The sequence below is a fragment of the Paenibacillus sp. FSL R7-0204 genome, assembly GCF_038002225.1.
Taxonomy (GTDB): domain Bacteria; phylum Bacillota; class Bacilli; order Paenibacillales; family Paenibacillaceae; genus Paenibacillus_AQ.
In genome coordinates this window covers 5,527,487-5,542,175 of sequence record NZ_JBBOCA010000001.1, presented here as the reverse complement: position 1 = coordinate 5,542,175, position 14,689 = coordinate 5,527,487, and the positions used below count along the sequence as shown (strand labels likewise).

Below are 14,689 nucleotides of genomic sequence, written 5' to 3'. Positions count from 1 at the left end.
CGTTGATGCATGCATAAATCTAAATAGATAGTTTGATAAGAAGAGCCACAGGAGCAACATCTGCGGCTCTTTTTACATTAAACACGAACATGTGTGCTTTTTGTTATATTTAATTCCATTAAAATGGGATATTCTCACAAGAAACAAGCAAAATATAACAGGAGGCGACTAAAATCCCCTTACCGCATGATGAGGCTTTTAAGAAGCTGCTGGAGACGTTCTTTCAGGAATTCATTGAGTTGTTTTTCCCTGAGCTAGATTCGATGCTGGACTATAGTGAAACCCGGTTTCTGATGCAGGAATTGCTGGTCGATATTGTTGGCGAGGAAGCGCGGGAGCTGGATCTGCTGCTGGAAATCCGCTATAAAGGACTGGACGGTTATATTTTGATTCATCTGGAGCCGCAGTCGTATCGGGACACACAGTTTCACGAACGGATGTTTATTTACTTCAGCCGCTTATTCGAGCGCTACCGCAAAGAACATAAGCTGATTATTCCAATTGCCATTTTCACTTCAGATGAGATCAGAGAAGAGCAGGACACCTTGGAGATGGTTATTCCTGAGCACCAGATTCTGCGCTTCCAGTTTCTCAAGGTGGAATTGCGTAAGCAGAACTGGCGCCGGTTTATTGATTCAGACAATGCAGTAGCTGCTGCGTTACTAGCTAAGATGGGGTATACTACAAGAGAAGCAATAGAAGTACGCCGGGAGTTTCTGCGCATGTTCATGAAGCTGAAGACACGACTCGATCAAGGTCGGCTGGCGCTTGTGATGTCAGTAGCAGATTTATATTTTAAACCGGACCGGGACCAGGATGAAGAGATTATAAAAGAGTTAATGATACAATACCCGGAGGAGGGTGAAGCGATTATGGAACTCATGCCAGCCTGGAAGCGTTGGGGATATGAAGAGGGTATAGCTGAAGGAATAGAACAAGGCATAGAGAAAGGCATAGAAAAGGGCCAAGCAGAGATTATCCGTAAGTTACTGCTTCATGGATTTACTCCGGAAGCGGTGTCCAAGGCTGTGGAGTTACCGGTGGAAGAGATTAAGAAGCTGATGTAAGCAGGGCTCCAAAAAACGGAATAAGAAGAGATATGCTAAGAGAGCTGCAAAAAATGCCTCCAGACCCAAGCAAGGGTTGGAGGCGTTTTTTCATGTGATTTTCTGAAATAACCAATAATAACCAGAATATCAAAGGAAATGATAGTATGACCTCGTTGGGGGAGTGTACAAGGGCCTAGAGGTAATTGTATGTAAAATTATGTATATTTTTGAACGTTGAGGAAACCAGCTTCTAGGCTTACACTGAATATGTAAATAAATACCAAATAATCAGACGGAGGAAGGCGATCAAGGCGGCTGAGCCGATCAAGCTAATCAAACTGATTAAGCCGATCTAAGCCGTAACGCATACTCTCTCATACATCGTGATAAATACCCGCATGTAAGTCTAATACCATCAGAAAGGAATGTGAGATTTCGTGAACAGAGTTGCATTGGTTAGACCCTTACGGACTGTAGTTGGTTCATTTAACAACGGACTTTCGACACTTGGTGCTACGGAATTAGGAGCAAAGGTAATGACCGCCTGCCTTCAGCAAAGCCATGTAGAGCCTGCTTTAGTGGAGCAGATTTATCTGGGCAATGTTCTACAGGCGGGCGAGGGTCAGAATCCTGCCAGACAGGCGGCGCTGCAAGCTGGTATTCCGATTGAAGTACCTGCAACAACCATTAATACCGTTTGCGGTTCAGGGCTTCATGCCGTTGCTTTAGCTTACAACTCTATTCGGGCTGAACAAGGGAGTATCCTCATGGCCGGAGGGATGGAGAGTATGTCGAATGCCCCTTATGTGCTGAGAAATGCAAGAAACGGCTATAAGCTTGGAAACAGCGAGCTGATAGATACCGTGGTTGCAGATGGCCTGACCTGTCCGGTCAATAAATATCATATGGGCATTACTGCCGAGAACATTGCCGAAAAATATCATATTTCGCGATTGGAGCAGGATGAGTTTGCCTACAACAGCCAGATCAAGGCCGCCGAAGCTAAACGGAACCAGGTTTTTGCCGAGCAGATTGTGCCCGTGATGACCAAAATCAAAAAGGAGACAGTCTGGTTCGCGGAGGATGAGCATGTAAGAGGAGAGGTCAGCAAAGAGAAGCTTGCTCATCTGAAGCCTGCTTTTAAGGAAAACGGGTCAGTGACTGCCGGGAATGCTTCGGGGATCAATGATGGAGCGGCGGCTGTGCTGGTCATGTCGGAAGACAAATGCAAGGAGCAAGAGGTAGAGCCTTTAGCCTATATTAAGGGCTATTCACTGGTGGGCGTAGACCCTGCGTATATGGGGATGGGTCCGGTAAGAGCCATTAAGTCGCTGCTTAAGGACCAGGGCATTCCTCTTCATGCCATCGATCTGTTCGAGATTAATGAAGCTTTTGCGGCACAGGCCATCGCGGTATTACATGAGCTTGAGATTAACCCTGAGAAGGTGAACGTCAACGGCGGCGCTATTGCGATTGGACATCCTGTCGGGGCAAGTGGAGCCAGAGTGTTAGTTACACTGGTGCATGAAATGGTACGGAGATCGTCGCATTACGGTATAGCCAGCTTGTGCATCGGAACGGGGATGGGCATTGCCATGCTAGTTGAGAACGCACGTTATTAACACAACTATGACAGAAAGGGAGTTTAAGATCATTATGAATGCAAAAGAGGTGCTATCGCTGCAATCCATGCCTGCGGCCAGTCCAGGTTACGGGCGTCCGCCCTACCGCTTCATTGACCGTGAATTTATGGTCATCACTTATGAATCTGACCCTGCTGCGATCAGACAGGCGGTCCCGGAACCCTTGCAGCCGGATGGAAGTAACACCGTGTCTTATGAATGGATCAAGATGCCCGATTCGTCGGGCCTGGGAAGCTATGAGGAGAGCGGGATCGTGATTCCGTGTACCTTTCAGGGGGAGCCGTGCAATTTTGTGGCTCAGATGTATCTGAATAATGCGCCTGCCATTCTGGGAGGACGGGAGATCTGGGGGTTCCCCAAAAAGTGGGCCTCTCCCCGCCTGACAGTTGCAGGTACAGAGACGCTGACCGGCACGCTATATTATAACGATGTCCTGGTGGCCGTGGGAACGATGCCTTACAAGCAAAATCTGCTGGATATAGAGGACACTGCTAGAGCTATCGCCAAAACCCAAGTGAATCTGAAGCTGATTCCCGATGTGGATGGGACCCCCAAGATTGCGCAGCTGGTTGCCTACACTCTTGAAGATGTTCACGTAAAAGGCGCTTGGACCGGGCCGGCCCGCTTAAGCCTGATTCCCCATGTGAATGCCCCTGTAGCCGATTTGCCGGTGAAGACGTACCGCGGGGGAAAGCATTTCATTGCTGATCTAACGCTGCCCTACGGCAAAGTCATTCATGACTATATCATCCAGTAGCCAGCTTTTCTCCAATAATAAACAAGGAGCCTGAAATCTATGATAAACAAATTAATCTCTGCCGAAGACGCCGTGAAGAGGGTGAAGGATGGAGATACCGTGATGGTCGGCGGTTTTCTGGCTGGAGGCCACCCCGAAGAATTGGTGCGTGCGCTTGTCGAGACGCAGTCAGCCGGTCAGCTCTCGCTAATTTCCAATGATACCGGCACCCCGGAATTATCGATCTATAAGCTGGTCAAAAGCGGCCGGGTCAAGCGGATCTATGCCTCCTATATCGGCTCCAACCCGGAAACGGGAAGGCTGCTGATGACCAAAGAAGCGGAGGTGAATCTCTATCCGCAGGGCACGTTAGCTGAGAAAATCCGGGCTGGTGGAGCGGGGCTGGGTGGTGTGTTAACCCCTGTAGGAGTAGGGACGATTGTAGAGGAAGGTAAGAGGAAGCTCGATATTGAAGGGAGGGACTATTTACTCGAGCTGCCTCTCCATGCAGATGTGGCACTAATCCGGGCCCATAAGGCGGACGAGGCGGGGAATCTGGTGATCGACGGCTCTTCCCGGAACTTCAATTTCGTCATGGCGATGGCAGCGGATTATGTAGTAGCTGAGGTAGATAATTATGTGAAGCTCGGGGAGATTGATCCCAATCATGTCAATGTCCCGGGAATCTTGATTGATGCCATTGTAAAGGCGGGGAATACGCATGAATAACCGGGAATTCATTGTGAGAAGAATCGCCCAGGAGTTCAAGGACGGCGATGTGGTGAATCTGGGGATCGGTATGCCGACCCTGGCGGTAGACTATATTCCTGATCATGTCCAGATTATGTTACAGGCGGAGAACGGAATACTTGGAGTCGGCCCCAAAGCGGCGAAGTCAGAAGAAAACATCGATTGTATAGATTCTGGCGGCAGCTTCGTGACCACGATAGCCGGAGCCTGCTATTTTGACAGCGCGGTCTCCTTCTCGATCATCCGTGGGGGGCATGTGGACATTACTGTGCTAGGTGCGCTTGAAGTCGATGAGCAGGGCAATCTTGCAAGCTGGATGATTCCGGGGAAAAAAGTACCGGGCATGGGCGGAGCTATGGATCTGGTAGTCGGGGCTAAACGGGTCATTATCGCCATGGATCATGTGAGCAAGGACGGACAGCCGAAAATTGTGAAAGACTGCAAGCTCCCCCTGACGGCGGTACATGTCGTAAACACGATTGTCACTGAAATGGCGGTCATTGAGGTGATCCCGGGCCAGGGGCTGATGCTGATGGAAATTGCACCGGGTCTGACGGTAGAAGACGTTCAGCAGGCAACGGGGGCCGAGCTATGGATCTCCCCGGACCTGAAGGGGATTGCTGTCTAATACAATAAAATTTAATATGTTTACATTGTGATGACTCTACGAACATATTACGCCGTTATGCTGTCTACTAGAACAGACAACAAGGAGCGTGAAAGTTCGTGAGTAATCATCCATTTGTAAAGAAAGTATTAAGCGGGATCTTGGCTATGACGGTTCTGCTTCCCATCCTTACCCCTGCTCTATCTCCGTTACCGACTGCCTTTGGGGATGCGGCGGAACCCAGCGGTATCGTGAAGGTAGAGGATTTTGAACAGGTGAGCTTGACGGACCTAACCTTTGACAGTGCCCGCATTCATAGCGGTAGCCTGGCGCTGGAGACGAATCCGAAATACGTACATAGCGGAGCGAAGTCCCTGCGGATTGATTATGACTTCATTGGCATAACCGATAACCCCTCTCAGGTTGCCGTGGGTCCGGCGACTCAGCTTCCGCTATCTAGCCGAACGCCTAAGAGAATCGGGATGTGGGTATATGCCAATCAGGAAGGTCATGGCCTGACCTCCAAGTTCTATGTTTCTTCCACCGGCAAATCCAAAACGTATGAAATCAGGAGTGAAGAGACCGGGATCGACTGGAGCGGCTGGAAGTATGTTGAGGCGGATATAGGTTCAGACCTGACCATGCCGGGTACACTGGCCTTCTACTTCCAGATGAAAGAAAGACAAATGAGCAAAAAGAATAAAGGCTCGATTTGGATTGATGACGTCAGACTGATCTATGATGAGCCCATTAATGAAGATATGGATGTTCCAGTGTTAACTCCAGCGGCACCGGCTCCTAATCAAACCTTGAGGGCTCCTGTCTCTGACCTTATTCTATCAGCGGAGGATGCCAAGTCGGGCATTGATCCGGACTCCATCCGGTTAACGGTGGATGGTCAGGCTGCGGCACCGTCAACTTATGCCTATGATCTGAATCTTAAGCAGATTACCTATCACCCGGCGCTTCCGCTGGCCGGAGGTTATCATCAAGTGCTGGCAGAAGTGAAGGATAGGGCCGGCAATCCGGCAGCGGCTGAATATGCTTTTCAGATTGAGCATGGAGCCAGATTTACCTTGGAAGCCCCGGAGGAGGCTGTCAGTAATGAGACCTACCGGCTGAAGCTGAAGGCGGCGGACGTAGGCGAAGCCAAGAGCTTCCATGCCAGAATCAAGTTCGATCCAGAGACACTACAGGCAAATGTGATTACTGCACGCTCCGGCCTCAGCCATGTGCAGACGACTCTCGATAATTCAGGCGGCTATGTTGAAGTCAGCGCAGAGGGACTGCAAGGGGATCAGGCGGATGCTCTGGCAAGTATTGATTTTGAAGTGAACCGGTCTGCGAAAATGGAACGCGGCGAGACGGCTAAGCAGATGGCCATGGTGGAAGGCAGTTTCGGGTATGAAAGCGGGACGCCAGTTCCTTCCTTAGCCTCCCCGCTTAGGTATAAGATCGGGTTTCCTTACAAGCTCAGCATCAAGGGATCAGGTCTACAGACACAGAGCATCATCACCGTCACTTCCCGTGCCGGAGAACCTGTAGAAGGGGCCGGGATTGATTTCACTGATGCAAGCGGTCCTCAGACCTATGTGACTGTAACTGCTAACAGCTCCGATATCTTAAAAAAAGCTGATCCTTCGACCGCTGTGCTGCTCGCCGTAGCGAAAGGGGATCGGATGTTCGCCACAACAGGCAGTGCCTCCGGATTCATCAAGGTGTATTTGCCGGATGGCAGCAAGGCGGGATACATCTCATCCGCAGACGTGGAGCAGAGTGATTTCACCACAGGATTGGGCTTGACGGATGCCAAGGGAGAGATCCATACGTCCCTGACTAACCTTGCCATTGGCACTTGGAGCGTGCAGGCTGTCAAGGATGGCGGTACCAGCGAGAGTATCAGTATGAATGTTGTAGCTCCGTTTGGCGGGGCAGATCCGCAATATGTGCAGACCTTTGTAACCGAAGATATGAAGACGATGATGAGTGTAGGGTGGCAGACCGCGCCGACTGTTCAAGAAGCTTACATCCAGTATATGAAAGATAGTGATTGGGTGGATAGTGATCTGACGAATGCTCCGGCAAAAGCAGCTACGCAGCGCGCGCTCTCCGAGGTGGAGGTCATTCCTGAGGTTGCAGGCGGACCTATGGGCGAAATCAAGTTTCATAACGCATTAGTCACGGGTCTTGAGCCGGGTACGGGCTATCATTACAGAGTTGGCTACGAAGGCCATTGGAGCGATTGGTCCAATTATAAGACGGTGGAGGCTGCGCCGGACAAGCCCGTTTCTTTTGTATTTGTAACCGATTCGCATACCAAAGGGGATAACGGGCTGGAGACCTATCAACAATTGATCAAGAATGCGCTCACTAATTATCCCGATACCCAGTTCGTTATGCATGGCGGTGATATGGTCGATGATGGGGCGGTTTTGAATGAATGGAACCAGTTCTGGCAAGCCTCCTCGGTCTATTCCTCCTCTGTTCCTTCAGCGTATGCCATGGGGAATCATGATGTAAAAGGGGGAGGAAAGTACATTTTCGCCAAAGGCTTGGGGCTTCCTGTTAACGGACCTGAGCTCCAGAAGGAGTATGCCTATTCGTTCGACTCAGGAGAGGTGCATTTCGTGGTACTGAACTCTGAAGCAGACGAAGTCACGATGGGCAAGCAAGCGGAGTGGCTGCGCGAGGATCTTCTGAGCAGTCATAAAAAATGGAAGATTGTCATGTTCCACAAACCTGCCTATCATACCGAAGATGGGCGCGGCAATCTGATTGAATACACACAGACTTATTTTGCTCCTATACTCGAAGAATTGAAGGTCGATCTGGTGCTGGAAGGCCATGACCATGTATATGCGCGGACCTATCCGATGAGCAAAGGCAAGCCGCTGCCAAGCGGAGAGCAAGGTACGGTCTATCTGGACGGCGGGGCGTCTGGCTGGAAGTTCTACGATGGAAGCAAATACGAGTATCTGGATTTCATGTTTGACGAGGATGTTCCAGTCTATTCGGCCATTCAGGTGAGCCATGATAAGATCGTAATCCAAGCCCGAACTACGCAAAGCGCAGAATTCATTGACAACTATACGATTGTGAAAAAGGATGAGCGGACAGTGACTTCCGTGGCCGTAGCCCCGGCCGAATTGAAGCTGAATGTCGGCGACAAACACGCAACGGTGCTTACGGCTACTTATAACGATAACTCCACTGCCGATGTCACGAATCAAGCCATATGGACATCTTCTAATGAACAGGCAGCTACAGTAGACGCGGAGGGCGTTATTCATGCCGTTGGAGTTGGCGAGGCGACCATCCAGGCGAATTACGGCAACCTGCCGCCGGTGAAGTTATCGGTAACTGTTCAGACAGAAGGTACGCTGCCTAAACTGCTGAAGCTGACCGCCGATCCTGGTACACACACCTTGCAGGTGAACAAACAAGCAGCATCCGTGATTACGGCGGTATATGACAATGGAGTAAGTACAGTGGTTACAGATCAGGTCCATTGGACGACTTCAGATCCTTCAATTGCCTCGGTATCGGACAAGGGGATCATTACGGGGATTGCAGCGGGGGGCGGGGTAACGATTACTGCTTCCTTCGGCGGCTTAACCATTGCGATTCCCATCGTGGTTGAGGGCGGAACGGTACCGGTGGCAACGCCGACGCCGACACCAACGCCAACGCCACAATCGGGAGGAACACCGGCAGCAACGCCAGCACCAAAGCCGGCGGTAACACCGACAGCAACACCGTCACCAACAGCAACGACGACACCGGCACCAACACCGGCTATAACTGCCGGTCCCGCAAAGCCAACGGTAACCAGGCCTGTCCTGAAAGACACCTTGGACTTAGATACGCTTAAATCTATCGTTGCAAAAAGCCGGACGGCTGCAGTTGTCAAGTTCCAGGATGTACCTGCCGTTCTGTGGAGTGCATCATTCATTGATCGTGCAGCCCGGATGGGGATGATAACGGGTTACGCGGATGGTTCATTCCATCCTGAAGCCAAAGTATCACGCGCTGAGTTTGCTGTAATGCTCACAAAAGCTTTTGGTCTCACGGGGTCGCAGGGGACCGGATTCTCTGATACGCATGGGCATTGGGCTTCTATGGCACTTGCGGCGCTTCAACAGCATGGAGTCATTCAGGGATACGCCGATGGTTCCTTCCACCCCAAGCAGGAGATCACCCGCGCGGAAGCTGTTGCTATGCTGGCGCGTCTTACAAGCTATGTTCCCGGCACACCGGCACCATTCTCTGACCTCCCGGCAAGCTGGGCTGCAGAGCCAATTAATGCCTTCGCTAATGCAGGAATTGTCTCAGGGAAAGGCAATGGCGCCTTCAAACCAAAGGAATCTGCTTCCCGCGCTGAAGCTGTAGTGATGATTGTACGGCTCATGGATAAGCTTGTTGAAGCGGGTGAGGAGTAAGATAAATAGATAAAGCTAAAGCTTCAGAGCAGAAATGGGCAGCTCCATTTAATCGGGGCTGCTCTTTTTCTAACAAGGTAAAGCGGAGGGTAAGGCAGTTGTCTACGATTTAAATACGAACGCAGCTAATTATTCCAATTGCAATTTTTACTTCAGATGAGAGCTGAAGACACTGTGAACGAATGAAGGGCCGCCTTGGTTGCTGAATAGATGGGTGCGATGGCAAACGGAGTAAAGGCCAGGCCGGAGGTCACGTTAATGATGGTTGCGGCTTCCTGAGCTGCGAATAATGGAGCAAACAGCATAGCCAGATGTAGAGGGGCTTCAAGGTTGGTGGTGATTTCCTAATTGAAATCAGCCCAATGTTTCCTCACATCCGCTGTCTGTACATTGAAGTGCTGCTGAATCCCGGCATTGTTCACCAGGACATTGACTTGTAATTTTCAAGAGTCTGTCAATTTCAAGAGTCTGTCAAAATATTGCTATATATTATTTTTCCATTTTGCTATAGGATGTGATTGCTTTGCAATTAATTAGAAATATCCAAACATAGGAGGATTACCAAATGACTAAGATGGATTTCGCAGCGTACCAATGGATGAATGAGGGGAACATCAGGTTTGAGGATGACAGTATTATAATAGAAGCCACTGCTAACAGTGATTTTTTCTGCAATAATGGGGCGGTTGCGGAAGAAGGGCTGACTCCTGAGAGTCTGACGAATGCGCCGTTTTTCTATACTGAAGTATCCGGGGATTTCGTGCTGCGGGTGAAGGTGAGTCATGACTTCCGGGACACGTACGATTCTTCTTCTATTATGATTATGCAGGACCTGTCGGTCTGGGCGAAGGCCTGCTTTGAGCTGACCGATTTCGATACCCATGCGGTGGTCAGCGTAGTTACGAACCAGACCTCGGATGATGCGAATGGCTGCAATATTGAGGGCAATGAGGTGTGGCTGCAGGCCGCCAGATCCGGGAATGCCTTTGCTTTTCATTATTCGACCGACGGTGTACGCTTTGATATGATGCGTTTCTTTACTCTTCCGGCGGGAGACACGGTCAAGGTCGGGTTGTTGGCCCAAGCCCCTACCGGCGATGGCGGGGATAGAATATACAAGAATTTCTTACTGGAGCAGCGGACGGTGAAAAATATAAGAGCCGGCGTATAAGCCGGCTCAGCTTGAACCTTTGGCCTGTCGGGGCCAGATGAAATAAGTAACAGTGATGATCAGGTCAATACCGACCACCACGGACCATACTGTCAGGATACTTAAGAGGGCTTCCGTGCGGGCGGCATCGTCAATCCAGATTATGAGACCATAGAGAATGCCGGCAGCGAGCACAAAAGAGAGTAAATGCTTCACCCAGCCCTGGAAATAATGCTTGGCGTGATCCATGCCGTAACGCTTGGCCGGCTTCGCGCCTTGCTTGGTAACATAGTAGCGGAAGCGTGCGTCGGCCCAAGCGATCATGCTTTTACCGAATACAATGGATACGGAAATATACACGGCTGCAAGCGCATGTGCTGTCGTAGCGGTAGCGCCTTGTGCCAAATCCACGCCGGAGATCAGTAACAGCAGGATATCGAGGACCGGAGTCATCGCCAGCAAAATCAGTCCCAGTGTAGACCGCTTGAAGATATAACGCGCTGTAAAGCCTGCAAGAATGACCACCCAGAACAACACTTCACAGGTAACAATCGCCCATGCAACCAGATTCATATAGCACCCCTTGTTATAGTTGATAGTAAGTATAGCTTAGTCGAAGTATAACAGCGGAATTTAAATAATACAATCGTATTATTTAAATTGTGCTTATCATTTCGGGTATGCTACAATATGGGCATGCCAAAAATTGTAGATCATTCCGAACGAAAATCGAATATTGCTGAAGCTACCTGGCGGGTCATTATCCGGCGGGGAATCAAAGGGGCTACGGTACGTAATATTGCTGCCGAAGCGGGTGTATCCTTGGGCGCGCTGCGCCATTATTTCTCTACTCAGCAGGAATTGCTGGAGTTTGCTATGAATCTGGTAAAGGAGCGCGTAACAGCGAGAATTGTGGATATTATGCAGTCGGAGCTTCCTCCACGGGAGCAGATTTTGAAGGTGCTGCTGGAGCTGCTCCCTACCGACGACAGCAGCATGGCTGAGATGGAGGTATGGTTCGCGTTTACCTTCCATCTCAAGACTGGCGGGGAAAGAGCTACTGAGCTTAATGATGCGATCTATCCGCTGATCGTCCAAATTATGGACTATCTGGATCAGCATGCTCTCTTCAATCAGGGGCTGGATAAGGACGATGAAGCCGAACGGTTGTATGCCCTTATTGACGGCTTGGCCCTTCATGCCATGCTTGAGCCTGACCGGATGAATAAACAACGTGTGATCCGGGTACTGAATGTTCACCTGGACTCTATCTGCAGAAGTGGAGTGGAACGGTAGAGCCGTCCGCTCCGCTTTCTATTTCTACCAAATTGTTCTAGAATGGATAGGTGCATATAGTAACCGGTTGGTGGGACACGCCGGATTCAGAGAGGAGCAAGGGATTAATGAAATACCGCAGATTAGGTGGGACCGGACTTAAGGTCAGTGAGATCAGCCTGGGAAGCTGGTTGACCTACGGAGGATATGTGGAGCAGGACAATGCCGTTAAGGCCATTGAAACCGCTTACTCCCTGGGCATTAATTTTTTTGATACCGCGAATGTCTATGAGAAGGGGGCGGCGGAAAAGGTACTTGGAGCTACCCTAAGCAGCTATCCGCGGGAATCCTACGTGCTGGCGACTAAGGTGTTCGGGGTAATGGGTGACGGACCCAATGACCGCGGCCTGTCCCGGAAGCATATTACCGAGCAATGCCATGCCAGCCTGAAGCGGCTGGGTGCTGAATATGTGGATCTGCTCTACTGTCACCGGTATGATCCGGAGACCCCGATCGAAGAGACGCTGCGGGCGCTTGATGATCTGGTCCGTCAAGGCAAGGTGCTGTATGTGGGAGTCAGTGAATGGACAGCGGCGCAGATGACCGAAGCTCTTGCAGTTGCCGACCGGTATCTGCTGGATCATATCGTGGTCAATCAGCCGGTCTATAATATGTTTGAACGTTATATCGAGAAGGAGATTATCCCGCTTGGACTGCGCAAAGGAATCGGACAAGTCGTGTTCTCCCCGCTCGCTCAAGGCCTGCTGACTGGTAAGTACAGCTCGGCCTCCGATATTCCGGCAGACAGCCGGGCTGCCCGGCTGGACTGGATGCGCAAAGGAATTACGGAGGAGAAGATTACAAAGGTTCAGGAGCTGGGCAAGGTTGCCGCTGAACTGGATATCTCCGTAGGCAATCTGGCACTGGCCTGGATTCTGCGCCAGCCTAATGTATCCAGTGCCCTGGTCGGCGCGAGCCGCCCTGAGCAGGTGGAGGAGAATGTGAAGGCTTCGGGCATTGAGCTAAATGAGGATATACTGGCACGAATTGATGAAATTATCGGTTAAGAGAGAGGGAGGATACAGATGAAGGTTCTATTTATCGGAGGAACGGGACTTATCAGTCAGGCGGTTTCCCGGCTGGCAGTGGAACGGGGAATAGAACTGTATCTGTTCAACCGTGGAGAGCGCAGCAGCTTCGTGCCGCAGGGTGCACAGGTGATACACGGTGATATCCGTGACAAGGAGCAGGCAGCCGAGGCGCTGAAGGGGTATGAGTTCGATGTTGTAGTCGACTGGATTGCCTTCACGCCGGAGCATGTGCAGACAGATATTGACCTGTTCACTGGCAAGACGCGGCAGTATATCTATATCAGCTCGGCTTCCGCGTATCAGAAGCCCCAGCGTAATTATCTGATTACCGAAGAGACTCCGCTGGTGAACCCGTACTGGCAGTATTCCCGGGACAAGATTGCTTCCGAGGAGCTGCTTCTGGAAGCGTATCAGAGCAGCGGCTTCCCGGTGACCATTGTCCGGCCTTCCCATACTTACGGAGATACAGCCATTCCGGCGGCGCTGACCAGCTGGAGCCATCCGTGGTCCCTGGTGGAACGCATCCGCAAGGGACAGCCGCTCGTAATTCATGGCGATGGCACCTCTCTATGGACATTGACGCATAATACGGATTTTGCCAAAGGCTTCGTTGGTTTGCTGGGACTCCGGGAAGCGATTGGAGAAGCGGTTCATATTACCTCGGATGAGGTGCTGAACTGGAATCAGATCTATGCGGCCATTGGGGAGGCCGCAGGCCGTGAGCCGAAGGTGGTACACATGTCTACAGACTTCATCGCTGCGAATACCCCGGCGGGAACGGCGGACGGGCTGATCGGGGATCAGGCGGTCAGCAGTGTGTTCGACAACAGCAAGATCAAACGTCTGGTGCCTGACTTCCAGGCTACCCTGCCGTTCACGGAAGGCGTGAAGCGGTCGGTTGCCTGGTTCGAAGCCCATCCAGAATTGTGCACAGTTGACCAGGATTGGTCCAAGATGCTGGACGGATTGATTGCAAGGCATGGCGTTGATGCGAAGCTGCTTAGCTATTATGTATAAGTAGATTTTATAAATACAAGTCCTATAGATTACGCTGAGCAGGTGCTGTCCGTTAACGGGTAGCACCTGTTTTGCTTGCGGATTGATCCACCTTGAATCTTAGGTATTGAGTAGGACGTTACGTCACAGTTTATAATAAAAAACACAGTACTTATAAATCTAAAACGGTAATACCTGGGGGGGATTATATGGAGCTTACGGTCGGTCAATTCGCCAGCGCTGTCGATACGACGATAAGGACACTAAGATATTATGAGAAAATCGGGCTTCTTGTTCCTGGGAAGAAAAACGACGCCAATCAGAAAATTTATGCTAGAGATGATCTCAAGAAATTCTATAACATACAGTTGCTTAAGACTATGGGCTGGCCACTGATTGAAATCAAACAAATGCTTGAAGAGACTGCTTATTCTTTTGGAGAAATGGTGGAAATGCAGGAAGCGGTGCTTCGTGATAAGCGAAATAGAATAAACGAATCCTTGGAAATGATAGCCCGGATTAAGAATGTAATGAATGAAACGGGCAATTTGAACAATAAAGAGCTGATGTTGCTCATGAATGCGATCCGGTTAGAAGAAGATCAAAGAATGATTTTACAACAATACTTTCCTGCAACCACGGTGGATAAAATCATGCCCAAAAACAAACAGCAACAGCCAGCGTTCGATCTCTTAAACCGGAGGTTATTGTCTTTTTTTCAGACATCCATTGACATTGGACTGCGTCCTGAGAGTCAAGAGGTACAACACGAGCTACAGGAAGTGTTAGACCTTGTTCCTTTATCTGTGAACGAGCTTTTTCAATCAGAGCGGAGCTTGGACAAACAGTCAGAGATTCTGAGGGCTTTGTTGCCTGATGATATGGCGGAATTTTTCGGTGAAGCGATTCATGCCTTTTATAACAACCAGTTCGAAGGAAGGGGAGAATAGAAA

At 50.2% G+C, this 14,689-nt stretch carries 12 protein-coding genes and 1 pseudogene; 11 read left to right on the top strand and 2 right to left on the bottom strand.

Features of this window, described 5'->3' with window-relative positions; genetic code table 11:
• The first annotated feature begins 173 nt into the window (after window positions 1-173).
• From MKX42_RS24310 to MKX42_RS24285, 6 genes are all read left to right on the top strand, one after another.
• A complete protein-coding gene (locus tag MKX42_RS24310) occupies window positions 174-1,067 on the top strand; it encodes an Rpn family recombination-promoting nuclease/putative transposase (protein WP_340757791.1) in 894 nt (297 codons plus the stop codon).
• A 419-nt stretch (window positions 1,068-1,486) separates the two neighbouring features.
• A complete protein-coding gene (locus MKX42_RS24305) occupies window positions 1,487-2,671 on the top strand; it encodes an acetyl-CoA C-acetyltransferase (RefSeq protein ID WP_340755244.1) in 1,185 nt (394 codons plus the stop codon).
• Window positions 2,672-2,705: 34 nt separating this feature from the next.
• Window positions 2,706-3,449: an acetoacetate decarboxylase gene (locus MKX42_RS24300; RefSeq protein ID WP_340755242.1), complete on the top strand. Its 744-nt coding sequence runs from the start codon at window positions 2,706-2,708 to the stop codon at window positions 3,447-3,449.
• Between the two features lie 39 nt (window positions 3,450-3,488).
• The gene (locus MKX42_RS24295) at window positions 3,489-4,157 is read left to right on the top strand and encodes a CoA transferase subunit A (RefSeq protein ID WP_340755240.1); all 669 of its coding nucleotides are present in this window, start codon (window positions 3,489-3,491) and stop codon (window positions 4,155-4,157) included.
• On the top strand, window positions 4,150-4,806 hold the full coding sequence (locus tag MKX42_RS24290) for a 3-oxoacid CoA-transferase subunit B (RefSeq protein WP_340755238.1): 657 nt from the start codon (window positions 4,150-4,152) through the stop codon (window positions 4,804-4,806). Before MKX42_RS24295 ends, MKX42_RS24290 begins: the two co-directional genes overlap by 8 nt.
• A gap of 98 nt (window positions 4,807-4,904) precedes the next feature.
• Entirely contained in the window at window positions 4,905-9,224 is a 4,320-nt protein-coding gene (locus tag MKX42_RS24285; protein ID WP_340755237.1) for an S-layer homology domain-containing protein, read from the top strand.
• A gap of 167 nt (window positions 9,225-9,391) precedes the next feature.
• On the opposite strand, the pseudogene MKX42_RS24280 reads toward MKX42_RS24285, so the two are convergent.
• Window positions 9,392-9,661: pseudogene (locus MKX42_RS24280) on the bottom strand (SDR family NAD(P)-dependent oxidoreductase); the annotation flags it as partial.
• A gap of 128 nt (window positions 9,662-9,789) precedes the next feature.
• Between MKX42_RS24280 and MKX42_RS24275 the strand changes: the two are divergent.
• Window positions 9,790-10,395 (top strand): DUF1349 domain-containing protein, encoded by a 606-nt coding sequence (locus MKX42_RS24275; protein WP_340755235.1) that lies wholly within the window; start codon window positions 9,790-9,792, stop codon window positions 10,393-10,395.
• Between the two features lie 6 nt (window positions 10,396-10,401).
• Here MKX42_RS24275 and MKX42_RS24270 read toward each other — a convergent pair whose 3' ends face one another.
• Window positions 10,402-10,947 carry a hypothetical protein gene (locus MKX42_RS24270; RefSeq protein WP_340755233.1) on the bottom strand — a complete coding sequence of 182 codons (546 nt, stop codon included), beginning with the start codon at window positions 10,945-10,947 and terminating at the stop codon, window positions 10,402-10,404.
• A 123-nt stretch (window positions 10,948-11,070) separates the two neighbouring features.
• Between MKX42_RS24270 and MKX42_RS24265 the strand changes: the two genes are divergently transcribed.
• The 4 genes from MKX42_RS24265 (at window position 11,071) to MKX42_RS24250 (ending at window position 14,686) form a co-directional block, all read left to right on the top strand.
• Window positions 11,071-11,670: a TetR/AcrR family transcriptional regulator gene (locus MKX42_RS24265; RefSeq protein ID WP_340757790.1), complete on the top strand. Its 600-nt coding sequence runs from the start codon at window positions 11,071-11,073 to the stop codon at window positions 11,668-11,670.
• A 107-nt stretch (window positions 11,671-11,777) separates the two neighbouring features.
• A complete protein-coding gene (locus MKX42_RS24260) occupies window positions 11,778-12,716 on the top strand; it encodes an aldo/keto reductase family protein (protein ID WP_340755232.1) in 939 nt (312 codons plus the stop codon).
• An 18-nt stretch (window positions 12,717-12,734) separates the two neighbouring features.
• The gene (locus MKX42_RS24255; RefSeq protein WP_340755231.1) at window positions 12,735-13,757 is read left to right on the top strand and encodes an SDR family oxidoreductase; all 1,023 of its coding nucleotides are present in this window, start codon (window positions 12,735-12,737) and stop codon (window positions 13,755-13,757) included.
• A gap of 188 nt (window positions 13,758-13,945) precedes the next feature.
• A complete protein-coding gene (locus MKX42_RS24250; RefSeq protein WP_340755230.1) occupies window positions 13,946-14,686 on the top strand; it encodes a MerR family transcriptional regulator in 741 nt (246 codons plus the stop codon).
• Window positions 14,687-14,689: the final 3 nt, after the last annotated feature.